This is a genomic window from Thermostichus sp. OS-CIW-20 (genome assembly GCF_054061455.1).
The window spans coordinates 1-22,648 of sequence record NZ_JBSSEF010000044.1 but is presented as its reverse complement, the minus strand read 5'-3'; the positions used below and the strand labels follow the sequence as shown (position 1 = coordinate 22,648).

General features: G+C 62.1%; 15 protein-coding genes and 1 pseudogene. 9 read left to right on the top strand and 7 right to left on the bottom strand.

Annotated features, from left to right (window positions below; translation table 11 throughout):
• Positions 1 to 480, top strand: a pseudogene (locus tag ACVWXC_RS12390) (hypothetical protein); the annotation flags it as partial.
• A gap of 46 nt (positions 481 to 526) precedes the next feature.
• Here ACVWXC_RS12390 and ACVWXC_RS12385 read toward each other — a convergent pair.
• Complete coding sequence (locus ACVWXC_RS12385) at positions 527 to 751, bottom strand: DUF2555 domain-containing protein (protein ID WP_083759181.1); 225 nt, start codon at positions 749 to 751, stop codon at positions 527 to 529.
• A gap of 112 nt (positions 752 to 863) precedes the next feature.
• Positions 864 to 1,214: a hypothetical protein gene (locus ACVWXC_RS12380; protein WP_011431494.1), complete on the bottom strand. Its 351-nt coding sequence runs from the start codon at positions 1,212 to 1,214 to the stop codon at positions 864 to 866.
• Between the two features lie 226 nt (positions 1,215 to 1,440).
• On the opposite strand from ACVWXC_RS12380, the gene gltX reads away from it, so the two are divergent.
• Entirely contained in the window at positions 1,441 to 2,880 is a 1,440-nt protein-coding gene (gltX, locus tag ACVWXC_RS12375) for a glutamate--tRNA ligase (RefSeq protein WP_099813302.1), read from the top strand.
• 40 nt (positions 2,881 to 2,920) lie between these two features.
• Positions 2,921 to 6,058 (top strand): sensor histidine kinase, encoded by a 3,138-nt coding sequence (locus tag ACVWXC_RS12370; protein WP_457393034.1) that lies wholly within the window; start codon positions 2,921 to 2,923, stop codon positions 6,056 to 6,058.
• A 182-nt stretch (positions 6,059 to 6,240) separates the two neighbouring features.
• On the opposite strand, the gene ACVWXC_RS12365 is transcribed toward ACVWXC_RS12370, so the two are convergent.
• Positions 6,241 to 6,885: a class I SAM-dependent methyltransferase gene (locus ACVWXC_RS12365; protein ID WP_099813303.1), complete on the bottom strand. Its 645-nt coding sequence runs from the start codon at positions 6,883 to 6,885 to the stop codon at positions 6,241 to 6,243.
• Positions 6,886 to 7,003: 118 nt separating this feature from the next.
• Between ACVWXC_RS12365 and ACVWXC_RS12360 the strand changes: the two genes are divergently transcribed.
• The gene (locus ACVWXC_RS12360; protein WP_457393037.1) at positions 7,004 to 7,180 is read left to right on the top strand and encodes a hypothetical protein; all 177 of its coding nucleotides are present in this window, start codon (positions 7,004 to 7,006) and stop codon (positions 7,178 to 7,180) included.
• Positions 7,181 to 7,242: 62 nt separating this feature from the next.
• On the opposite strand, the gene ACVWXC_RS12355 is transcribed toward ACVWXC_RS12360, so the two are convergent.
• Together ACVWXC_RS12355 and ACVWXC_RS12350 are read right to left on the bottom strand one after the other, a co-directional pair.
• Positions 7,243 to 8,097 (bottom strand): ABC transporter permease, encoded by an 855-nt coding sequence (locus ACVWXC_RS12355; RefSeq protein WP_011431489.1) that lies wholly within the window; start codon positions 8,095 to 8,097, stop codon positions 7,243 to 7,245.
• A 163-nt stretch (positions 8,098 to 8,260) separates the two neighbouring features.
• Positions 8,261 to 9,280, bottom strand: coding sequence for a daunorubicin resistance protein DrrA family ABC transporter ATP-binding protein (locus tag ACVWXC_RS12350; RefSeq protein WP_011431487.1), 1,020 nt, complete (start codon positions 9,278 to 9,280; stop codon positions 8,261 to 8,263).
• Between the two features lie 339 nt (positions 9,281 to 9,619).
• Between ACVWXC_RS12350 and ACVWXC_RS12345 the strand changes: the two genes are divergently transcribed.
• The 5 genes from ACVWXC_RS12345 to ACVWXC_RS12325 all read left to right on the top strand — a co-directional run bounded on the left by ACVWXC_RS12345 (position 9,620) and on the right by ACVWXC_RS12325 (position 20,197).
• Positions 9,620 to 10,624, top strand: a complete 1,005-nt coding sequence (locus ACVWXC_RS12345) for a hypothetical protein (RefSeq protein WP_240527313.1) — start codon at positions 9,620 to 9,622, stop codon at positions 10,622 to 10,624.
• Positions 10,625 to 10,912: 288 nt separating this feature from the next.
• A complete protein-coding gene (gene gltB, locus ACVWXC_RS12340) occupies positions 10,913 to 15,520 on the top strand; it encodes a glutamate synthase large subunit (protein WP_457393041.1) in 4,608 nt (1,535 codons plus the stop codon).
• A gap of 99 nt (positions 15,521 to 15,619) precedes the next feature.
• Entirely contained in the window at positions 15,620 to 16,711 is a 1,092-nt protein-coding gene (acsF, locus tag ACVWXC_RS12335; protein ID WP_011431482.1) for a magnesium-protoporphyrin IX monomethyl ester (oxidative) cyclase, read from the top strand.
• A 46-nt stretch (positions 16,712 to 16,757) separates the two neighbouring features.
• The gene (locus ACVWXC_RS12330; RefSeq protein ID WP_099812722.1) at positions 16,758 to 18,239 is read left to right on the top strand and encodes a site-2 protease family protein; all 1,482 of its coding nucleotides are present in this window, start codon (positions 16,758 to 16,760) and stop codon (positions 18,237 to 18,239) included.
• Between the two features lie 2 nt (positions 18,240 to 18,241).
• Positions 18,242 to 20,197: an O-linked N-acetylglucosamine transferase, SPINDLY family protein gene (locus ACVWXC_RS12325; protein ID WP_457393046.1), complete on the top strand. Its 1,956-nt coding sequence runs from the start codon at positions 18,242 to 18,244 to the stop codon at positions 20,195 to 20,197.
• Between the two features lie 42 nt (positions 20,198 to 20,239).
• On the opposite strand, the gene lgt is transcribed toward ACVWXC_RS12325, so the two are convergent.
• Together lgt and ACVWXC_RS12315 are read right to left on the bottom strand one after the other, a co-directional pair.
• Positions 20,240 to 21,379, bottom strand: a complete 1,140-nt coding sequence (lgt, locus tag ACVWXC_RS12320; protein ID WP_414348323.1) for a prolipoprotein diacylglyceryl transferase — start codon at positions 21,377 to 21,379, stop codon at positions 20,240 to 20,242.
• Between the two features lie 217 nt (positions 21,380 to 21,596).
• Positions 21,597 to 22,289: a response regulator transcription factor gene (locus ACVWXC_RS12315; protein WP_011431479.1), complete on the bottom strand. Its 693-nt coding sequence runs from the start codon at positions 22,287 to 22,289 to the stop codon at positions 21,597 to 21,599.
• Positions 22,290 to 22,648 lie beyond the last annotated feature (359 nt).

Genomic DNA, 22,648 nt, shown 5'->3' with positions numbered 1-22,648 from the left:
GCCGCTCGCAGCCGGGAAATCGAGCAGCTGCGCCAGGCCATTCGGGAAAGCCACGCCGAGCTGAGCGAGCAAAACGCCGCTCGCAGCCGGGAAATCGAGCAGCTGCGCCAGGCCATTCGGGAAAGCCACGCCGAGCTGAGCGAGCAAAACGCCGCTCGCAGCCGGGAAATTGAGCAGCTGCGCCAGGCCATTCGGGAAAGCTATGAGCAAAACGTGGCTCAAGCGCAAGGCTTGAGAGACTTACAGGAAGTTGTCCGTGAGACCCGCTCGGACTTAGCACACTTGGCCGAATGGGCCGAGGAAGTAACTCAAGCTCTCATCACTCTCACTGCATTGCAACAAGAGCACGAACGCGCTATCCAGGCCATCAACCAGCGTCAGATCGAGAATGACCAGAGGTTTAACGTTCTCCTCGAAGAAGTGCGCTATCTTATTCGCAGACAGGGGCTAGATGGAAGCTCTTCTCCCCCTTCTGGTTGAGGAGGGGGATCCCTTCTAAGCAAAGCTCAGAGCTACAAGGACAGCTCTAGTCTTCATCCACTTCCCACTCCAACAGATGGGCATAAGGAGCCACCAGCTCGGGAGAGTAAAAGGCAATGGCCCGCAGGGTGTGCCAATCCTCCAGGCAGTCGAACACGTTGGGGTACTCGTTGCGCTCCAGACGCTCCGCAATGGCCGCCACATCGGCTGCAGTGAACTGGCGGGGATCCATGCCCTTGGGGAGGGCTTCTACTTTGGATCGGGCAGACATAGGCAGCCTGAACACGCTACAAGCCGATCTTAGCCTCTCGGCCCGACGCCCCCTGGCCGAAACCACGAATTTGTAGAGGTTCTACACAATGCAGGCTGGGTATCTGCCTTGCCTAGCGGAGGAGCTCGGCGTCCAAAACAGGCTCTGTCTGGGTAACGCGGTAATAGCCAGCCTGGGTGCGGACCGAGGCTTGGTAGGGGCTGGGCAAATCCAGCGAGCGCAAGGGCGGGATGTTGGTGCGCTGGTTCAGCAAAGTGGTGAAGAAGGCGGTGGTTCGCCGGGCCTGGGAGCGCACTACCTCTTCAGGGAAAACCACCGGATCCGCATCTCTGCCCCTATCCAGCAGGATCGCATCCAGGGCATCCCCCACCGGGTAAGAAGGATAGGCAATTTGGGCAAAAACAGCCCCCGCCGGGATCCCGGCGGCTAGACAGCCCAGAACAATCGCCAGGGTTAGACGCATGTGCTGTAGTTCCTCCTACGCTACTGTAGTTCGTTCCTCAACACCGGAAAAAGCAGAAGCTGGGCGTTGCCCACCAACCTTGACCCCCGGGGAGCCTACCTCTTGACCGGCAGCTAAGGCGGATTCTACCCGAAAGACTTCGGTTGACAACGGTTGCAGCCCCCAACATGACACGGGATCCCCCTGCCGACTAGGATCGGGATGCACTGTTTGAGAACCGTTGCCTGTGAGTGTTCGCGTTCGCCTTGCCCCTAGCCCAACTGGCAACTTGCACATCGGCACCGCCCGGACAGCGGTGTTTAACTGGCTCTACGCTCGCCGCCACGGTGGCCAGTTCATTTTGCGCATCGAAGACACCGACCGCGAGCGCTCTTCCCCCCGCTACACCCGCAACATCTTAGCAGGGCTAGCCTGGCTGGGACTGGATTGGGATGAGGGGCCCATCTACCAGTCCAACCGCATCGCGCGCTACCAAGCGGTGGTGCAGCAGCTTTTGGACCAGGGGCTGGCTTACCGCTGCTATGTCAGCGAGGTGGAGCTAGAAGCAATGCGCGCTGCGCAGAAGGCCGCCGGCAAGGCTCCCCGCTACGATAACCGCCACCGCTTTCTCACTGAGGAGCAGCGACGGGCCTATGAAGCCGAGGGTCGGCAGCCGGTGATCCGTTTCAAGATCGAGGAGCCCCTGGAGGTGTCGTGGGTGGATCTTATCCGCGGCCCCATTACCTGGAACACCCAGGATTTGGGGGGAGACATGGTGATCGCGCGGGCGGATGGCTACCCTCTCTACAACCTGGCAGTGGTGGTGGACGACATCGACATGGGCATCACCCATGTCATCCGTGGCGAAGACCATATCGGCAACACGCCTAAGCAGATCTTGCTCTACCGCGCTCTGGGTCATGAACCGCCGCAGTTTGCCCATTCTCCCCTGATCCTGAATCCAGAAGGGAAGAAGCTCTCCAAGCGGGATGGGGCGACCTCGGTGGCGGAGTTTCAGCAGATGGGCTTCTTGCCGGAAGCTCTCAAGAATTACTTGGCTTTGCTCAGTTGGTCGCCTCCCGATGGGGAAGAGATCTTCTCGTTGGAAAAGGCGGCTACGATGTTTGACTTCGACCGGGTCAACCGGGCTGCCGCTCGTTTTGATTGGGACAAGCTCAACTGGATCAACAGCCAGTACATCAAGCAGCTCTCCCCGGCAGAATTGGTGGAGCGGCTGACACCCTTTTGGCAGGCGGCGGGGTTTGACCTGGGATCCGTGCCGGATCCCACTTGGCTGGAAGAGGTGGCCTGCCTAATCGCCGAGGGCATCGACCGCCTGACGGAGGCTCCTCCCCTGAGCCGCTTTTTGTTTCAAGAGCCCCTCAGCTACTCGTTGCCGGCTCTGGAACAGTTGCGCCTGCCGGGGGTGGCGGAAGCGATGGCCGCCATGGCCACCACGTTGGCTGCTGCTGAGTTGCCCCAGCCAGTTTCCGCGGACAGCCTAAAACCGCTGGTGGAAGAGGTGGCCAAAAGCCAGGGGATGAAAAAGGGCCTGCTGCTGAAAAGCTTGCGGGCCGCCCTGACAGGGGATCTGCAGGGGCCGGATTTGATGGCCTCTTTTGCGCTGTTGCAGCGGCGGGGCTGGGCTTTGGGGCGGCTGGAGGCGGTGCAGAAGGTGGTTGCCTGAGTTCAGGCTGTTGGAGTTGACTTTTCTATTGCTTGCTGCTATGCCTTTGCAGGCTTTTGTCGATCCGGATTCCACTTTCTTGATCCAGCTTCAGGCTGCCAACCAAATCGTTCAGGAACTGGTGCTGCTCTCTTCGCAAGAGGCTTCAGAAGCGGCGGAGCCGGAGGTGTGGGAGCAAGGCCTGCTCAAGTTGGCTCAAACCCTAGTGCACCAGATGGTGAGCCGCCTGGGCGTGGCCTCCGCTCGCCTCTGGTTTTTCGACCCGCAAGAGGGTTGCTTTCGGTCGGTGGCCCATGCTGGCCTGCTCAGCCCTGCCCACGCCCAAATTGAGCGAATCTACCCCGATGACAGCCCTATGGGGCGTGTGGTCCAGCAAGGGTTGCCCCTCTTGAGCAACAACCCGGATCAAGAGGTCTGGATGCCTGCCCCGGAGTGGGTGAGGGCCAATGGCCTGCGGGGCTTTGTCGCCTACCCAATTAACCGCGGGGAGGAGCGGCTGGGCGCTTTGGCTCTGCTGAGCTGGACACCCTTGGAGGCCAGCTTTGTAGAAGTAGTGAAGTTTCTTTGTTCCTATACGGCCAGCGCCATTATCAATGCCAAGCTGCTGGAGCGCAGCCGCCGACAGGCGGTGCGGGAGGCGTTGCTCAACCGCATCACCAGCACTGTCCACCGCTTTCTGCAGTGGGATCAAATCGTCAGCACTGCCCTGAAGGAGCTGCAGCACGCCTTTCTCTCGAAAGGGGTGAAGGGGCTGAGCCGCTGTTGTTTTTACAGTATCAACCCGGATCAGGAGACGGTTCAGGTCACCCACGAGGCCCTAAGCCCTGGGCTGGCCCCGTCCCTGGGGCAGGTGTACCGGATCCAAGACTTTGGCTCGCTGTGCGAGCGGTTGCAGGAGGGGCAGGTGGTGCAAATAGCCCTGCATATGCAGCCGGCTCAGGAACATCTGTTGCCGCCGCAGGGACTGGCCGCTTTCCAGGCGCTACAGGCTCGCTCGGCGGTGCTGATCCCGTTGCAAGCGGTGGGCTCAGCAGGAGCCGGGCTGGGGGAAGCCGGCGGCAGGGATCCGCAGACGGGCCGATCCGACTTGGCTGCTGCGCCAGGGGGGATGATCGGGCTGCTGGGGGTATACCTAACTACACCCCACCCCTGGCAGCCGGAGGAGATTGACCTGTTGCGCTCGGTGGCCTACCAACTGGCGATTGCCCTAACTCGTTCCAGCCTGTTTGAGCGGGCCCATCGGCAGGCGGAACGGCTGGCGCTGTTGCACTCGATCACAGCGGCAATTCGCTCCAGCCTGGAGCCCACCACTCTCTTCCACGCGATTACCCAGCAGATTGGTGCGGCTTTTCAGGCGGATGTGTGTATCTTGGCCCTTTGGCAGCCGGAACAGGAGATGCTGCATCCTGTGGGCATCTATGCGCCGGAGCTCACCCCTGCCGTGCGCGTGAGCGGGACGGAGCCCTTGCTGGATGCCCCGCTGACGGGATCCCTCCAGAAGCCCTGGCCGGAGCCGGGGATCCCGCCGGAATTGTCGGAAACGGTTCAGGCCAAGTTGCGCTTGGCAGCCAGCCTGCTGACCACCTTGAAGGAGCCGGTGGTGGTGCCGGATGACTTGAAGCCGCAGCGGCAGGGAAGCGGGCTGTTGTGGGTGCCTTTGTTTGCCTCTGACCAGCCGCAGCGACAACAGGAAGTGTTGGGGGGTATTGCCCTGCTGCGCTACCCTCACGGCGGATCCCCCTGGCAGCCGGAGGATCTGGAGTTGGCGGAAGCCGTGGCCGAGCAGGCGGGGATCGCCCTCCAACAGGCGCAACTTTACGAGCAAACCCGCATCTCGGCCCAGCGGGAAAGCTTGTTGCGCCAGGTCGCCCAGCGCCTCAGCGGCACCTATGATCCCCACCAAGTGGTAGAGATTGCCCTCGAGGGCATGGCGGAAGTTTTGCAGGTCGATCGCTGTACTTTTGTGGCGCCGCGGAGCGGCTATGGGCCGAGCGCCCAACAGCCTGCAGCGGCTCCAGAACCCCTCGCCATTCTTCAGGAATACCGCCGTCAGCCGGGGATCCCTTCCCAGGTGGGGCAGACGTTGACCCCTAAGCTGAGCCAGCTCATTTGGGTAAGTTGCTACACCCATCTGGACACGCTGCTGATCCCCGATGTCCAAACCTTTCCGCTGCCCCTTCCCACCCGCCAGACGCTGTTGCAGAAGGGCATCCGCTCCCTACTGTGTGTACCTCTGGTTACCGATGCCAACCAGATTGCGGGTGTGCTCTGCGCCTCCATTCCGCCCCTGGCGACGGCAGGCCGGAAGCCTCCAACTGCCGATACTGCCCCCGAAGCCGCCGGATTTGCCCCTGCAGATAGGGACTTGGTGGAAGCGCTGGCGGACATTGCGGCAGTGGCGCTGCAGCGGGCCTCCTTCTACGAGCAGGTTCGCCGTCAAGAGGCGACGGCAGCAGCCTTGCAAGGGCTGACCGAGGGGCGAGAGGCGGAAAGTCGTCGCCTGGCCGCCGATCTGCACGATCAGACCCTAGCGGATCTGGGAGCTCTGTCTCGTCAGATTCAGGAGCTCGCCGGCGATCCGACCCTCAGCCCTGCCGGCCAGGCTCAGCTACGCGTCATGAGCGTCCAACTGCAGGAGACCATGGCCGAGTTGCGGGGGATCGTCGAGGATCTGCAGCCGCTGGCCATGCGGGCTTTTAACCTGGGCCCGGCTCTGCGCAGCCTTCTGGAACGGGCGGCCCAGCGTTCTCCTCACCCGCTTCTCACCCGCTTCGACAACCGCGCCGATGGCCTGCTCTCCCGTCTCAGCCCTGCCTGCCAAAGCAACATCTTTCGGATCGTGCAGGAGGCGCTGAACAACATCGTCAAACACGCAGGGGCACGGCGCATCGACATCACCATTCAGCCCAAGGTTCAAGCCGGTAGCGGCGCAGAGGAGCCTTCTGTCAATCCCGAAGCCCCTTACACCCACCTGGAGCTGAAGATCATCGACGATGGCCGTGGCATGCCGGAGTTCAACGGTGGGATCGATCCCGATCAGAAACCTGGCCACGGCCATGGATTGCTCAACATGCGCTACCGAGCCGAGCTAATCGGGGCAACCATCACCTGGCGCAACCGCCGCTTGGGTAGCGGCACAGTGGTGGAGCTGCAGATCCCTTTGCCCCCCCCTTCCTAAGCTTGCCCGGAGAACCCCCGCAGAACCTCCTCGGGATGGCAGTTTGCCTCAGGGATCCAGTCTCGTCGCCTTTGCCCCCGTCGTTCGGCAGGGAGCAACCCGCCCCTCAAGGCCGGGGAACCGCAGCGGCATGCCGGTTGGAGTCCAGAAATGCAAGGGCGCCACGCGCAAGATGGATGGCCTCATGCCTCGGTTCGCCGACCGACCACAGCGTAAAAGGGATCCCCGCCGGCCAAAAGGGCAAGCCAACCCAGGGGAGCAGGCCGCTGGATCACCTCGACGATCTCGAATCCCGGCACCGACTCAAAATAGCGCTTGACCAGCTCCACCCGCTCTGCTTCCGAGCCATCCCGCCAGGCCTGGATGGCCTTCTGGAAAAACATGCGATTGGAGAAGCTGACAATGAAAAGGCCCTGGGGCTTGAGGATGCGATGCACCTCGGCAAACACCTGCTCCGGCTGCTGCAGGTATTGCACCGAAACCGCGTTCAGCGCTGCATCAAAAGTGCAGTCCGGGAAGGGCAGAAGCGGGTTTTGGTTGAGGTTCTGGACGAAGAAATGGTCAAGCCGGGGGTTGGCGGCCAGTTCCTGAGCATTCATCCCATGCCCTTCCACATGGGCAAAGTTCATCTCCGGCGGCAGGTGGGAAACCCAACTGCTCATTAGATCGAGAATGCGGCTCTGAGGCCGCAAATACTCGCGGTAGAGATCGGTGAGCTGGCCGATGAAGCCGGCATCCACATGGGTTACGAAGCGGGGATAGTCGTAAAAGAGGGCATCGTCGCTGGGATCCAACTTGGAGCGCTGCCAATCTTCAAGAACCGCCATGGCCAAAATCTGTTGCAAAGCTTAATCAAAGCTAACATTCTGGAACTCCCTCGAGGGGAGCAGGCGTGATAGCGTAGCAGGGCGACGGTGGCCATTTTCCGAGGGACTTCTTGCCGTGATGTCTGCCTCTTACGCTTCCGCTACAGCTCGCTCCTCTTCTGCCGCTGGCTTTGACCTGCGCGACTATGTAACCGAACTCCAGCTCCACATGGCCCTGCAGGCCCGCAGCCTCACCCCTCCTCTACATCTCTCGCCAGCAAAGGACAGCCCTCTGGCCCTGGTGCAGCAAGCGTAGGCAGAGCTAGAGAAGTCCGTCTCCCGCCAGTGGCTTTGAGGGGCACAGCCTGGGCAAAATGCTCAGGCCAAACTCTTGCGCAGCACCCCCTGCACCAGCAGCACTGACACCACCACAAACCCTGTCAAGAGCCCCAGGGATCCCGCCAGGGTGAGTTCGCCCCAGGGGGCCTGCAGCACCACATCGGCAAAGCTCCAGGTGCTGCTGCGATAGACGTGGCGAATCGGCTCGATGGCAAAGGTGAGCGGGTTGAGGCTGGCCACCCAGCGAAGCCAGGTGGGCATAAAGCTGAGGGGAGCCAAAGCGGTGCTGGAAAAGATCAGCGGCAGATTCACCAAAAAGATAAAGGCCAGCAACTGCTGGTGCCCCGGCATGGCAAAGGCCAGGCCCAAGCTCAGGGCGGTGAAACCCAAGACCAACAGGCCCACGATCAACGCCACCACCGCCAAGCCCGGCCCGTCCGGGATCCCGCCGCCGAGGACGTAGTCTGCCCCCACGATCACCGCCGTCTGCAGCAGCGCCAAGCTGACGATGAACAGGCTAGAGGCCAGCACAATGGAAAAGCGAGAGGTGAGGGGAGCCACCAGCAATCGGTTTAAAAATCCGAACTCCCGGTCGAAAATCACCGGCACACCGGCGTTCAAGGCCCCGCCAAAGGCCGTAAACACGATCACGCCTGCCCCCAAAAACTGGGTGTAGTTTTGTCCGGCCCCGAAAATGCCGGCAGGGGCATTCTGGAACAAGGCCCCGAACAAAATCAGCCAGAGCAGCGGCTGGATGATGCCGACCAGCAGGGTGGCGGGGCGACGCTGCAATTGGATAAACAAGCGGCGGGCGAGGGCAAAGGTCTCCTGCCAAAAGTCGGCTGTAAATAGAGGAATCGGGTTGGATTGGATGGGGGAAGCGGCAGAGGTCATACCAAGGCTCCTGCACTGTTGCGATCAATAATCATCAATGCAATCTTCAATCGATCAATCAATATCAATGGAACTTTGTACATATCAGCTTGTAATCAGTATGGCTCAATTGGGGAGTTAGGGATCGACGTGGGGAACCGTTGCATTGCTCTTGAAAATGAAGTTACTTTTTCTTTTTGCCCAGGTTGGCTTCGGCGGCAGCCAGCTCCGCATCCAGGAGGGTTTGCCCGGTTGCCGCCAAATACACGTCATCCAAGCTGGGGCGAGATTGGCTGCTGCTAAACACCTCCAGCCCATGGGCCTCGAGGTGGGCGCGGATCTGGCTGAGGGGATCCTCCCCGTTGCGCTGCACCACCAGGTTGAGGGCGTTGCCCTGGGCGCTGTTGATCACCACTTTTTGGACAAAGGGCAGGGATCCCAGCAGTTCGGCCCCCCGTTGGGCCAGTTCTGGCGGCGCAAACTCCTGCAGCTTGACGGTGATGCGCTCGCCGCCGACGCGGGCTTTTAGCTCTTCTGGGGTGCCTTCGGCAATCACCTTGCCGCGGTCGATGATGGCCACCCGGTCGGCCAATAGGTCGATCTCCTCCAGGTAATGGCTGCTGAGCACCACTGTAACGCCGGTGTTCTTGAGCTGGCGCAGGAAGTCCCAGATGGCCTGCCGGCTGGGAACGTCTAGGCCCACCGTGGGCTCGTCCAAAACCAACACCTGGGGCTGGTGCAGCAGTCCTGCCGCCAGATCGAGGCGTTTGCGCAAGCCGCCGGAGTAGGTGCCGATGCGTTGGTCGGCCCGGTCGGCCAGCCCCAGTAATTCGAGGACGGTGGCAATCCGCTCTTGGGCCAAGGGCCGCGGCAGGTGGTAGAGATCGGCCTGCAACTGCAACAATTCTCGCCCCGTCAGCACCTTATCCAAAGCCACCTCCTGGGCAACAAAGCCCAGCTTTTCGCGTACTGCCTTGGGATTTTCGTTGACGGGGATCCCGCACACCTCGATCCGGCCTGCGTCGGGGCGCAGCAGGGTGCACAGGCAGTGCAGGGTGGTGGTTTTGCCGGCGCCGTTGGGGCCGAGAATGCCGTAGATCTGGCCGGGCTCTACTTGGAAGGAGACATCGGCCACGGCCACTGTGGAGCCGTAGCGCTTCTGGAGTTGTTCTACCAAGACTGCAGGGGTATCTGACATGGGCATCCACCTTTCGCTTCCTCTAAGCTATCAAGCCGGCTCAGGAGAAAGGAGTAGCGATTCCCTCAATTCCTCCCTCCCTATCGCCGACTCATGGCTCCCAACCCCATAGGGATGGTGGGATCCAAACCGAAGCTCAGGATATAGTGGTTCAGGCGACGCTGGGGGGCTGCAGGTGGATTTTCGCCGATTTCCCGCTCAGCCCGGTCGCCAATCTCTGTTGTGGGGAGAAGATGAATGGTGAAGCCAAAGCTTGCCTGCCGGCCTGCGCATCCCACCTGTGCGGGCCCGACTTCCCCTGTTCAATCTCTTATCCCAAATCTCGTCAAACCTAGACTGGGATCTTTGGCAGCTGGGGCGATCTTGGCGCTCGGCCTGGTCGGCTGTGGCGAGGCGACAACGCCGCTTAGCCCGCTGGAGAATGCCTTTCTGCGGGCCGACGACTTTGAAATTACAGGGGGATCCCCGACAGCGGGCGCGGTGGGGCCCTACTTGCAGTTCAACGTGCGGCGGCAGCGGGACAACCAGATCTTGAATCGCCCCTTCAACGTCTATGTGGAGAATGCGGGGCTGGCGGAAGGGCGGTCTCCTCTGGTCGATACCCAAAACCGCCCCATCCTGCTCCAACGCTCGGTGGCTTTTTTGGGCAACGGCCTGGACTTGAACAGAGATGGCCAGCCGGATCCGCCTCCCAGAGAACCCCCCAGCCTCAATAGCGGCCCGCTGCTGCCCTATGCGCCGCCCAACAATTGGCAGACGCGGGCCGTCCTCGCCTACGTCCCCGGCCAGGCCAACATCCCTGGACGGGGCCCTAGCGATCGCTTTGGCCTCTACTTCTCCTCCATCCTGCCCTACAGAGGGCAGCTCCGCTTCCGCGCCCGCGACGAGCTGGGCAACGCCTCTGCCCGCACCTTTGAGATCACCTATCCCCCAGCGCCCAGCCGGGCCACCGTCACCGTCACCTTGGCCAACGTCAGCGCCAGCGCCCAAGAGCCGGTGCTCATCGCCATCTGCAACCAGTTGGGGGCTGCTGCCGTGGTGGGCCTGCGGAGCGGCACCTTTACCGAGCTGGTGGATCTTTTGCCGGCCCCCAGCTTGCCGGTGGATCCCAATTTGAGCGAGCCCATCCGCTACGTGGCCGAGGCCTATCAGTTCAACCGCCAGCAAGCTGTCATCCGCGTCTCCCAGAATCCTGCGGATCCCAGCCGCATGAGCGTCCCCCTCTTGGGATCCGAGGGCGCAACCGGCAGGGCAGATTTAACCCTGGTGAGCTCCACCGATGACCGGCTCACCTGCTTCAACGACCGGCTCTCCGATCTGCGAAATACATTTTCCGACTTCTTCAGATAACAGTTAATGGCAGTTCTCTACATGGCCGGTTGGCGGCAAGCGAAGCCAGCGCCAGCTGAGGCATACCCTCTGGTTGTCCCAGATCGTCCAAAGTCTGCCGAAGAAGCTGGCAGAAAAACTGGAAAAATCTGTTCGTAGCGAGCCTTTTTTGGCTTTCTTCGCTTATCCGATTGTCCTATCGGCAAAATCCAGCTTGACTTGGGGCTGACCCCTTTTCCTGCCGGATTGGATTGCGATATGCTAGTTTCCCAACTCTAAAGCGTGATTCATTCCAAGCCGTTTTTCCCCATGAATCCCCATCGCTCCCAGGTCTCGGTTCCCATCCTGCAGGAAAGCTGGCACTTTCAAGAGCGGGATGCCTGTGGCGTTGGCTTTTTGGTGGATCGCCAGGGGAGAGCCAGCCACGAGCTGCTGCAAAAAACCCTCCAAGCTCTCGCCTGCATGGAGCACCGCGGCGGCTGCGGCGGCGACAACCAAAGCGGCGATGGGGCCGGCATTGCCACAGCCATTCCCTGGCAACTGCTGCAGGCAGAGAGGGACGAGATCCGGGCTTGGGATCCCGGCCGCAGCGCGGTGGGCATGGTGTTTTTGCCTCAGGCTCCCGCCGAGTGCCAGGCGGTACGCCAGCTTATCGACGACTACTTGGCCACCAGCGAGTGGGGGCGGCCCCTCTGGCGCCAGGTGCCGGTCAATCCGGAGTGCCTGGGGCCGATGGCGCGGCAAACCCTGCCTTCTATCTGGCAGATGCTTCTCACCCATCCCAGGCTGGCGGGAGATGAGCTGGAGCGGCAGCTCTATCTGCTGCGGCGGCGTCTGCGGCGGCAGGTGGAAAGCCGGTTTGGCTTTTATTCCATCTATTTTGCTTCTCTCTCCTGCCGGCTGATTGTCTACAAGGGCATGGTGCAATCGGCGGTGCTGGGCCAGTTTTACCGCGATCTGCACAACCCCCTCTACACCACCGCCTACGCCACCTATCACCGCCGCTTCAGCACCAACACCTTGCCCCGCTGGTCGCTGGCCCAGCCCTTCCGCTACCTCTGCCACAACGGCGAGATCAACACGTATCTCGGCAACGTCAACTGGATGGCTGCCCGCGAGCCCACCCTGGCCCATCCCCTCTGGGGCGAGGCCATCGAGGAGCTCAAACCCGTCATCGATCCCGGCAGCAGCGACTCAGCGGGCCTGGACGCGGTCTTTGAGCTCTTGATCGCGTCGGGCTACTCCAGCCAGCAGGCGATGATGGCGCTGATCCCGGAGGCCTACCGCCACCAGCCGGAGTTAGCCAATCGTCCCGAAGTGGCCGACTTCTACGAGTTTTTTGCCGGCCTGCAGGAAGCGTGGGACGGGCCGGCTATGGTGGTCTTCTGCGACGGCAAAACCATTGGCGCCACCCTGGATCGCAACGGCTTGCGCCCGGCCCGCTATGCCCTCAGCCGCGATGGGTTGCTGGTGGTGGCTTCAGAGGCCGGGGTGGTTCCGCTGCCGGAAGCCGAGATCCTGGAAAAGGGGCGGCTGGGGCCGGGGCAGATGCTGACGGTGGATCTGCAAAGTGGCCAGCTTTACAAAAACTGGGAGATCAAAACCCAGGTGGCAGCTCAGCACCCCTATGGGGAGTGGTTAAGGGCTCACCGCGTTCAGCTGGCTAGCCAAGACTTTGAGAACGCCCCGCAGCTTACCGAGGAGCAACTCCTCCAGCTGCAGACGGCCTGCGGCTACTCCTCGGAAGATGTGGAGATGATCATCGAGGAAATGGCCGCCACAGGCAAAGAGCCGGTTTTCAGCATGGGGGACGACGCGCCGCTGGCAGTGCTCTCCACCCAGCCCCACCCCCTTTACGACTACTTCAAGCAGCGCTTTGCCCAGGTAACCAACCCGGCTATTGATCCCCTGCGGGAGAGCCTGGTGATGTCTTTGGAGGTGTACCTGGGATCCAAAGGCAACCTGCTGGAGATTCGCCCAGAGCATGCCCGTCTGCTGCACTTGCGCAGCCCGGTGCTCAACGAGGCGGAGCTGGCCGCCCTGCAGCAGACGCCTTTTCCCTGCCGCACGCTGCCGATCCTCTACCCGGTGGCCGCTGGGCCAGCAGGGCTGGCCGCCCAGGTGCAAGCCCTCTGTCAAGAGGCGGCGCAAGCGGTGCGGGAGGGAGCAGAGATCTTAATCCTCTCGGATCGCGGCCTGAGCGCCGAGCAGGCCTTGATCCCGCCTCTGCTGGCCGTGGGGGCCATCCACCATCACCTCATCCAGGAGGGGCTGCGCCTGCGCGCTTCCCTGGTGGTGGAGACAGCCCAGTGCTGGAGTACCCACCACTTTGCCTGTCTAATTGGCTACGGGGCCAGCGCCGTCTGTCCCTACCTGGCCTATGAGGCGGTGCGCCAGTGGTGGCACAAGCCCAAGACGCAAACCCAAATGGCCGCCGGCAAGCTGCCCCAGCTCTCTCTGGCCGAAGCTCAACTGAAGTACCGGGCAGCTATCGAGGCGGGCTTGCTCAAGATCCTCTCCAAGATGGGCATTTCCCTCCTCTCCAGCTACCACGGGGCCCAGATCTTCGAGGCCATCGGCCTCAGCCAAGAGGTGATCGATCTGGCCTTCCGCGGCACGGTGTCGCGGGTGGGGGGGATGACGCTGGCGGATCTGGCCCGCGAGGGCATGGCCAATCACCAGCGAGCCTTCCCCCAGCTCACCTCGAAAAAGCTGGAGAACTTTGGCTTCATCCAAGCGCGGCCCAAGGGGGAATACCACATCAACAGCCCGGAGATGGCCAAGCTGCTCCACAAGGCCATTGCCTCAGGCCAGCCCGACCACTACGAGATCTACCGGACCTATCTGCGGGGCCGCACCCCCACAGCCTTGCGGGATCTGCTGGACTTTCGCAGCGACCGGGATCCCATTCCCCTGGAGGAGGTGGAGCCGGCCACCGAGATCTTCAAGCGCTTTGCCACGGGGGGGATGTCGCTGGGGGCCCTCAGCCGCGAAGCCCACGAGACCCTAGCCATTGCCATGAACCGCATCGGTGGCAAGTCCAACTCCGGCGAAGGCGGGGAAGATCCGGAGCGCTACATCCCCATCACCGATGTAACACCCGAGGGGACCTCGGCGCGCTTTCCTCACCTTAAGGGCCTGCGCATGGGGGACAACGCCAGCTCGGCGGTGAAGCAGGTGGCTTCGGGCCGCTTTGGCGTGACGCCGGAGTACCTGCTCAACGCGCGGCAAATCGAGATCAAAATTGCCCAGGGGGCCAAGCCGGGCGAAGGCGGACAACTGCCCGGCAAAAAGGTCAGCCCCTACATCGCCAAGCTGCGCCGCTCCAAGCCGGGGGTGACCCTGATCTCGCCGCCGCCCCACCACGACATCTACTCGATTGAGGATCTGGCGCAGTTGATCTTCGATTTGCACCAGGTTAACCCGCAGGCGCAGGTGTCGGTGAAGCTGGTGGCGGAGGTGGGCATCGGCACGGTGGCAGCAGGGGTAGCCAAAGCCAATGCCGACATCATCCAGATCTCTGGCCACGAGGGAGGCACAGGGGCTTCCCCTCTCAGCTCCATCAAACACGCAGGCTCACCCTGGGAGCTGGGCTTAGTGGAGGTGCATCACGCCCTCTTGGAAAACGGCCTGCGGCAGCGAGTGATTTTGCGAGTGGATGGCGGCCTGCGCACCGGCTGGGAGGTGGTGATGGCGGCCATGCTGGGAGCGGAGGAGTTTGGCTTTGGAACCGTAGCCATGATTGCCGAGGGGTGCATCATGGCGCGGGTGTGCCATACCAACAACTGCCCGGTGGGGGTGACGAGCCAAAAGGAAGAGCTGCGCAAGCGCTTCCCTGGCACTCCGGACCAGGTGGTGACCTTCTTCGCCTTTGTGGCCGAGGAAGTGCGCCAGATCCTGGCCCGGCTGGGCTACCGCTCCCTGGAGGAGGTAATTGGGCGGGTGGATCTGCTCTGCCCCCGCGCCGATGTGGCTTTGGCGAAAACCCAGTCCTTGAATTTGGAGTGTCTGCTGCGAACTCCGCCGGGCTTTGATCCCCACAAGCGCCCAGAGTGGCTGGAGCACGAGCCGGTGCACTCCAATGGCCCGGTGCTGGATGACGCCATCTTGGCCCGGCCCGAGGTGCAAAAGGCCATCGAGACCTGCGGCGCGGCCATGCTGGAGCTGCCCATCGCCAACACCGACCGCTGCGTGGGCGGGCGCATTGCCGGCACCCTGGCTCGGCTGTATGGGGATACCGGCTTTGTCCGACAAGGGGCGCTGTTGGATCTGCGCTTTGTGGGCACAGCCGGCCAGAGCTTTGGGGCCTTTACCCTGGCGGGCATGCGCCTGACCCTGACGGGAGAAGCCAACGACTACGTGGGCAAGAGCATGTGCGGCGGTGAAATTGTCATTCTGGCTCCCCCAGAAGCCCCGCGGGATCCGGCGGAAAATGTAATCCTGGGCAACACCTGTCTGTACGGGGCCACGGGCGGATCCCTGTTTGCCAACGGCCAGGCGGGGGAGCGCTTTGCCGTGCGCAACTCCGGCGCCCAGGCGGTGATCGAGGGATCCGGCGACCACTGCTGCGAGTACATGACCGGCGGTGTGGTGGTGGTGCTGGGGCGGGTGGGCCGCAACCTGGGGGCGGGCATGACCGGCGGCCTGGCCTACGTGCTCGATGAAGAGGGCAACTTCCCCGCCAAGGTCAACGGCGAGATCGTGCGCATCCAGCGGATACAGACGGCGGCGGCGGAAGCGCAACTGAAGGGCCTGATCCAAGAGCACTACCGCCGCACCCATTCCCCCAAAGCCGAGCGCATCCTGCAGAACTGGGAGCGCTACCTGCCTCTGTTTTGGCAGGTGATCCCTCCTTCGGAGGAGGGGAGTGAGCTGACGGATCCGGCGCGATCCCAGCCGGCGGCGGTGCAGTCGTAGGGGGTTGTGGGGCCTGTCGGTAACACTTCTTATCCCCCCGCCGGCCACAAGGGCTGGTAAACTGCGAGAGTATACTGGCCTTTTCATCCTGTAACCCCTATGAGTTCCACTTTGCGAGCTGCCCAAACCCAGGCGCGAGTGCCCACCGAGACCATCCTGACGCCGCGCTTCTACACTACCGACTTCGAGGCCATCGGCAAGATGGGGTTAGGCGATCGAGAGGCCGACTTCCGGGCCATCTTGGAGGAGTTTCGCGCCGACTACAACCGCCACCACTTCGTCCGCGGCGAGGAGTTCAACCAAGATTGGGAAAGCCGGCTCGATCCGGAGGCGCGGCGGCTGTTTGTGGAGTTTTTGGAGCGCTCCTGCACGGCGGAGTTCTCCGGCTTCCTCCTCTACAAGGAGCTATCCCGCAGGCTGAAGGAGACCAACCCGGTCTTGGCTGAGTGCTTTGCCCTGATGAGCCGCGATGAAGCTCGCCATGCCGGCTTCCTCAACCGCGCCATGGGCGATTTCAACATGGCCTTTGACTTGGGCTTTTTGACCAAGCACAAGTCCTACACTTACTTTGCGCCCCGCTTTATCTTCTACGCCACCTATCTCTCCGAAAAGATCGGCTACTGGCGCTACATTCTCATCTACCGCCACCTGGAGGCTCACCCCGAAAACCGCGTTTACCCAATCTTCAACTTCTTCAAGAACTGGTGCCAGGACGAGAACCGCCACGGCGATTTCTTTGCCCTCATGCTCCTGAGCCAGCCGCGGCTGCTCGAGGGGTGGGTGGCGGAGCTGTGGTGTCGCTTCTTCCTGCTGTCGGTGTTTGCCACCATGTACCTCAACGACGTGGGCGAGCGCCCAGGTTTCTACCGCCTCCTGGGCCTGGATCCGCACACCTACGACATGGAGGTGATCTACAAGACCAACCGCGAGGCGGCCAAGGTCTTCCCGGTGGTGCTGGATGTGGAGAACCCCGAGTTTGTGCGCCGGCTGCAGAAGTGCGTGGCCAACAACGCCAAGTTGAGGGAGATTGCCCGCGGAGCTGGGCCCTTCAAGAGCCTGCGCAAGCTGCCTCTTTACCTCAACAACGCCTACCAGTTCCTGCGGCTGTTCCTGCTCAAACCGCGCAAAGCTGGCTTTTACTTGTGGGAGCAGCCGGAGCCTCGGTTTGAAGGAACGGCTGTTTCCGCTTGAGCCGTTTTGACTCCAGCTCCCTATTGGTAAGCCTCGTGGGTTAGCCATGAACATCGCCGCCGAGATTACGCCCCTCTTTTTGTTGGGAACGCTGGCGTTTTTGGGTTGGGGCTTCTGGCGAGCCCGCCGGCGGGGATCCCTGGCCGTCTGGGTGTGGTTACAGGGATCCCTGCTCCTTTTGCCGTGGGTGGTCTTTCTGGGGCTGCTGTTGCTGGGGATCTACCTCAACTTCGCCGGCTTCCTGCTGCTGTTGCTGGTGTTCACGGGGCTCTACATTGCCGTGGGGCGCAAAACCCGTCAGTTGGCCCAGCAGGAGCTGCAGGCGCGGCGGCAGCAGTTGGCCCAGATGGAGGAGCGGCAGGAAATCCCCTCGGAAGGGGCTGGGGAGACGCCTGCCGAGCAGCCTTTGGTCTTGCGGGGCATCTCTGCGGAAGATTTGCAGGCCATTCAGTCCATCTTCAGCCTGGACACCTTTTTTGTGACTGAGACCATCCCCTATGGGGAGGGGGCGATCTTCAAGGGCAACCTACGGCGGGAGGCGGAGGGGGTGGTGCCGCTGCTGCAGGAAAGGCTAAGGGAGCGGCTGGGCAGCCGCTACCAACTGTTTTTGGTGGAAGATGCCTCAGAAAAGCCGGCGGTGGTGGTCTTGCCAGATGAGATTGTTAACTACCGCACCTCGAGGGGAGCCCAGATTCTGGCAGCAGGCCTAATGCTGGCTAGCTTTCTGGCCACTTTGGAGGTGGGGGCCAACCTGTTCGGCTTCCGGCTGTTGGAGGCGCCGGGGCGTTGGGTGGAGGCCCTGCCGGTGGCGGCCGGGATCTTCGCCATCTTGCTGGTGCACGAGACCGGACACCGCTGGATGGCGGGCAAGTACGGGGTGCGCCTCAGCCCTGCCTTTGTTATCCCCAGCTTGGGCATTGGCACGCTGGGATCCCTAAACCGCATCCAGTCGCCGGTGCCCAACCGCAAGGCCCTGTTCGACATCGCCTTTGCCGGCCCGGCGGCGGGCGGCCTCCTTTCCTTGGTGGTGCTGCTGGTCGGCCTAAGGCTGTCTGGCTCCGGGGGGCTGTACGTGCCCACGGAGATCTTTCGCAGCTCCATCCTGGTGGGCACGCTGGCGCGGCTGGTGCTGGGATCCCAGTTGCAGGCGGAGCTGGTGCCCATTCACCCCTTCGTGGCGGTGGGCTGGATTGGCCTGGCCATCACCGCCTTGAGCTTGCTGCCGGCGGGGCAGTTGGACGGGGGTCGCATTGTGCAGGCGGTGTACGGGCGGAAGACGGCGGCCCGCGCCACGGTGATTACCCTGATTGCCCTGGCGGTGGCGGCCATCAGCAACGTCTTGGCCCTCTACTGGGCGCTGCTGATTCTCTTTATTGCCCGCGAGCCGGAGCGTCCCCCGCAGGATGAGATTACCGAGACCGACGGCCAACGGGATGCCTTGGCGTTGCTGGCCCTCTTTTTGATGGTGATGACCCTGCTGCCGATTGCCCCGGCCTTGGCAGGCTTTTTGAATTTTCCCAACGGCTAAAGATGTCGCCGCCGGGAAAGGGCTTTGGCCCCAGCCGAGAGAACCAGGAACAGCACCTGCAGCGCCTGCTGGTTCAGGCTGTCCACCATCACCAGGCGGGGCAACTGCCGGAGGCCATCTCCCTCTACCAACAGGTGTTGCAAGCCCAGCCCGCCCACCCGGAGGCGCTGCACCTCTTGGGGATCTGCCGGCAGCAGCAGGGATCCCTGGAAGAAGCCATTGCCCTGATGCAGCAGGCCTTAGCCCAGCAGCCGTGGTTTCCCGACGCCCACTACAATCTGGCAATTGTCCTCAAGCAGGTAGGCTGCCTGGAGGAGGCAAAAGCTCACCTCCAACAGGCTCTGGAGCAGGGGGGGCCGGATCCGGAAGTTCTGTACCAGTTGGGGCTGGTGCTGCGGCAACAGGGGGAGTTGGAGGCGGCCCTGGTACCCCTGAAGCAGGCTCTGGAGTTGCAGCCGGACTTTGCCGATGCCGCCTACACGCTGGCCATCCTGCTGCGCGATTGTGGCCGGGAGGCGGAAGCAGCGGAGCTGTTCTACCGCCTCTGGCAGGCCGATCCCGCCGATTTGGCCGCGGCCCTGGGCTGGTGCCTCAGCCAGTTGCCTTTGCTCTACGACACCCCTGAGCAAATTGCAAGCGCCCGCCAGCGCTACCGCCAAGCGCTGGAACAGGTCAAGGCCCGCTGGGCCCAACTGCCGCGGGATCCCGCTGCTTTAGAGCGCGCTGCCGCCGGCGTCGGCTCCGTCCAACCCTTCTTTCTGCCCTACCAGGGCCAGAACGACCGCGAGCTGCAGCAACTGTACGGATCTCTGGTGGGGGAGGTCATGGCGGCTCGCTACCCCCAGTCTCCCCTTCCTCGGCAGCGACGTCCTGGGCGGCTGCGGGTGGGCATTGTCTCTGGCCTGTTCCGGGATCACTCGGTTTGGAAGATCCTAACTCGCGGCTGGGTAGAAGCTTTGGATCGCTCCCAAGTGACCCTCTACGGCTTCCACACCTCGGCCATCCAAGACGAGATCACGCGCTCCCTGCCCTCTCGCTTTGAGCAGTTTGTGGCCGGATCCCGCAGCCTGGCGGAGTGGCAGGCAACCCTTCGGGAGGCGCAACTGGACGTGCTCCTCTACCCGGAGGTGGGCATCGACCCGGTCTGTGCCCAGTTGGCCGCCCTGCGTTTGGCCCCTGTGCAGGCCATGGCCTGGGGACATCCGCAAACCTCTGGCCTGCCAACAATGGATGTTTTCCTCAGCAGCGAGCTGATGGAGCCGCCGGACGGGGCCGGCCACTACACCGAGCAGCTCCTGCCCCTGCCCGGCATCGGCACCTACTACATCCCTCTGGACATTGACCCCGCCCCTGTGGACTGGCTAGCCTGGGGGGTGGATCCCGACAGGGTGCTCTACCTCTGCGCCCAATCTCTGTTCAAGTACTTGCCGCAGTACGACGAGGTGTTCCCCCGCATTGCTCGGGAAGTGGGGCGGTGTCAATTCCTGTTTTTGCGAGGCCGCCTCTCCCAAGGGATCCGCCAGCGCTTTTGGCAACGGCTGCAGCGGGCCTTTCAAGCCTACGGCCTGGCCGCTGAAGACCATGTGCTGCTGTTGCCGGAGCTCTCGCCTGCCCAATATGCCGCCTACAACGCCCTGGGGGATGTTTACCTGGATAGCATCGGCTGGTCCGGCGGCAACACCACCCTGGAAGCCCTGCCCCATGGCCTGCCCATCGTCACGCTGCCGGGATCCCTGATGCGGGGCCGCCACACCTACGCCATCCTGCGGCAGATGGGGATCTACGAGACCATCGCCTCTAGCCTAGAGGAGTACATCCAGATTGCCGTGCGGCTGGGCCTGGATGACCGCTGGCGTGAGGAAATAGGGCAGCGGGTAAAAGCCCGCCAAGAGCGCCTCTACCGGGATCCCGCTCCCATCCGCGCCCTAGAAGCGTGGCTGCAAAGTCTGAAGACCTGAAGGTTAGTTTGGGTGGCCTAGTCCGGCCCGATAGCTCTGGCGCTAACTTGGCTGGGGAAGCCCTTCTCCAGCGGGATCCCGACCTTCCAAGCGGCAGAACAATTGCCGCATCAGCAGCTCCCGTTGGCCCAAAGAGAGATGGGGGGCAAGGGCGCTGGGAAAGTGGGGCATGGCCAGGGTGACGCGATCCAGCAAGTCAGCGCGGCGGTGCTTTTGCTGGATGGCCCAGGCCCGCTGCACCAGCTCAGCAGCCGTCTCCTGTTCTAGCCCTGCCTGTTGGGCCAGCCAAGCTGTCAACTGCTCCAAATCGGGGTCGAAGCGCAGCCGGTACATATAGACCAGCATGCCGATCCCCAGCACCAGGCCTACGGCGCTGGCCACGTAGGCGGCCTTGATGGAAGTTCCCGGCAGATAGGCCACCGCCGAGACGCGCAAAATTTCGTAAGGGATGCGGATCAAGCTATAGCCGACCACATAGGTCCAGACCCAGGTGCCATCTTTGAGCTTGGGGAAGCGCCAGAACATCCCCATCAAGAGAGCAAACAGAAGCAGGTTGAGCAGGCTTTCGTAGAAAAAGATGGGGTGGAAAAACTCAAACTGGCTGTAGTCAGGCTCGCGGGCTTGGGGGGGGATATATACCCGCAAGGGCCAACTGCTGTCTGGGGGAATGGGGGCTCCATAGGCCTCAGAGTTGAAAAAATTGCCCCAGCGCCCAATGGCCTGGCCCAAGATTAGCCCCGGCGTGATCACATCGGCGTACTTCCAGCCGTTGATCCCGGTGGCGCGGCAGTAAAGGTAGAGGGCAAGTGCACCAGCCAAGATCCCACCGTGGATGATGATGCCTCCCCGCCAGATGGCAAAGGCCAGGAGGGGGTTGTCTTGGAACTCTGACCAGTGGGTGAGGACGTAGTAGAGGCGGGCGCCCAGAAATCCCGATACCACTAGCCACAGGGCCAGGATCTCGACCCGTTCGCTGGCCTCGCCTGGCTCCTTCTCCAGGTGGCGGGCCTCCGCCAAGGCTTTGGTCAAGAGCAGCCCCAGCAACACGGCAATGGCCATCAGCAGGCCGTACCAGCGCAGCCCCAGCCCACCTACGAGAGGGGTTTCGGGGGGAAAGCGGAAGACAAATTCTCCCGGTGAGCTGAAGGTAAGGCCCAGCAGCCCTGCACTCCCTAGATTCATCGACAACACCCTCTGCACCCCAAAATCCCCCCATTCATTTCCAGCAGTCGGCTTCCATCAACCTCACCTGCTAGCAGGACGAAATCCTCTCCGGGTTCTTTTCTCCAGTTTTGAGCAGCCGTTCCCGCGCCTCGATAGGGATCCATTCTCCCCAATCTTGCCGCAGCAGCGATCCCCCCAGGCTGCCCAGGCCATTCTTCTGGGGGATGTCGGCCTCCTATTCGCGCAACACGTAGCCTACCCCGCGCACCGTCTGGATCAGGCGCTTCTCCCCTGGGCCTTCGATCTTAAGACGCAAGTAGCGAATATAGACCTCGATGATGTTGGAATCGCCTGTAAAGTCATAGCCCCACACATGCTCCAAAATTTGTTGGCGTGTGAGCACCTGGCGGGGGTGTTCCATCAGGTAGCGCAACAAGTCGTATTCCTTGGCCGTCAGCTCCACCTGTCGCTCTCCCCGGCTTGCCTGGCGTGTCACCGGATCCAGCGTCAGATCCATAAACACCAACCGGCTGTCGCCAGATCCCTTGGGGGGCTGCAGATAGATCCGTATCCGCGCCAGCAACTCCTGAAGGCTAAAGGGTTTGACCACATAGTCATCTGCCCCAGCATCCAGACCTGCCACCCGATCTGCCACCTCGTCGCTGGCAGTCATCAGCACCACGGGCACGCGGTTGCCCGTCAAGCGCAACTGCCGACAAACTTCCAACCCCGAGATCCCGGGCAACATCCAGTCCAGCAGCACCAAATCGGGGTTCTGGTCGCGGGCTGCCGCCAAGGCCACCGTGCCATCGCCGACCACACTCACCCGATACCCCCTATAGGCCAGCTCGGTTTCCAGGAAACGGGCCAGTTTGGCCTCATCTTCGATCACCAGAATGTGGGCTGAGGAGGATTCCGGTTCTGGCATATTCTCTCCTCAAAAGAAAAGGCAGGAAACTTGCTCACTGCTCACCAGCATACCCTAGCCGTGGGAACTGGCGGTACTAATCAATCCATCCTGCTTCCGAAGTTGGTTTGCTAGGTGTTGCTACTGTGCCCTTTAATTCTTTAACAGGCCGTACCTGAGTTCCTATAAGGGTTTTGGCCTGTCTAAATGACTAAAGATACTCCCCTACTTAGACCTGGAAAGCGTCCAGAGAGATTGCTGCCTTGCCTCGAAAAGTAGGTATATTTGACACTCCCACCGCCTAAAGGCGGGGGATTCTTACGCAGTCCACAAAAGAACCCGTAACGGCGTTGTCAAAGCGCCTCTAGACAGTTCCTGAA

Excerpts from the sequence above, each read along its gene's own strand:
- ACVWXC_RS12315 (WP_011431479.1), bottom strand. The coding sequence starts at position 22,289 with ATGCCAGAACCGGAATCCTCCTCAGCCCACATTCTGGTGATCGAAGAT.
- ACVWXC_RS12325 (WP_457393046.1), top strand. The coding sequence starts at position 18,242 with ATGTCGCCGCCGGGAAAGGGCTTTGGCCCCAGCCGAGAGAACCAGGAA.
- ACVWXC_RS12385 (WP_083759181.1), bottom strand. The coding sequence starts at position 751 with ATGTCTGCCCGATCCAAAGTAGAAGCCCTCCCCAAGGGCATGGATCCC.
- ACVWXC_RS12365 (WP_099813303.1), bottom strand. The coding sequence starts at position 6,885 with ATGGCGGTTCTTGAAGATTGGCAGCGCTCCAAGTTGGATCCCAGCGAC.
- ACVWXC_RS12350 (WP_011431487.1), bottom strand. The coding sequence starts at position 9,280 with ATGCCCATGTCAGATACCCCTGCAGTCTTGGTAGAACAACTCCAGAAG.
- ACVWXC_RS12330 (WP_099812722.1), top strand. The coding sequence starts at position 16,758 with ATGAACATCGCCGCCGAGATTACGCCCCTCTTTTTGTTGGGAACGCTG.
- gltB (WP_457393041.1), top strand. The coding sequence starts at position 10,913 with ATGAATCCCCATCGCTCCCAGGTCTCGGTTCCCATCCTGCAGGAAAGC.
- ACVWXC_RS12370 (WP_457393034.1), top strand. The coding sequence starts at position 2,921 with ATGCCTTTGCAGGCTTTTGTCGATCCGGATTCCACTTTCTTGATCCAG.
- ACVWXC_RS12360 (WP_457393037.1), top strand. The coding sequence starts at position 7,004 with ATGTCTGCCTCTTACGCTTCCGCTACAGCTCGCTCCTCTTCTGCCGCT.
- acsF (WP_011431482.1), top strand. The coding sequence starts at position 15,620 with ATGAGTTCCACTTTGCGAGCTGCCCAAACCCAGGCGCGAGTGCCCACC.
- ACVWXC_RS12355 (WP_011431489.1), bottom strand. The coding sequence starts at position 8,097 with ATGACCTCTGCCGCTTCCCCCATCCAATCCAACCCGATTCCTCTATTT.
- lgt (WP_414348323.1), bottom strand. The coding sequence starts at position 21,379 with ATGAATCTAGGGAGTGCAGGGCTGCTGGGCCTTACCTTCAGCTCACCG.
- ACVWXC_RS12380 (WP_011431494.1), bottom strand. The coding sequence starts at position 1,214 with ATGCGTCTAACCCTGGCGATTGTTCTGGGCTGTCTAGCCGCCGGGATC.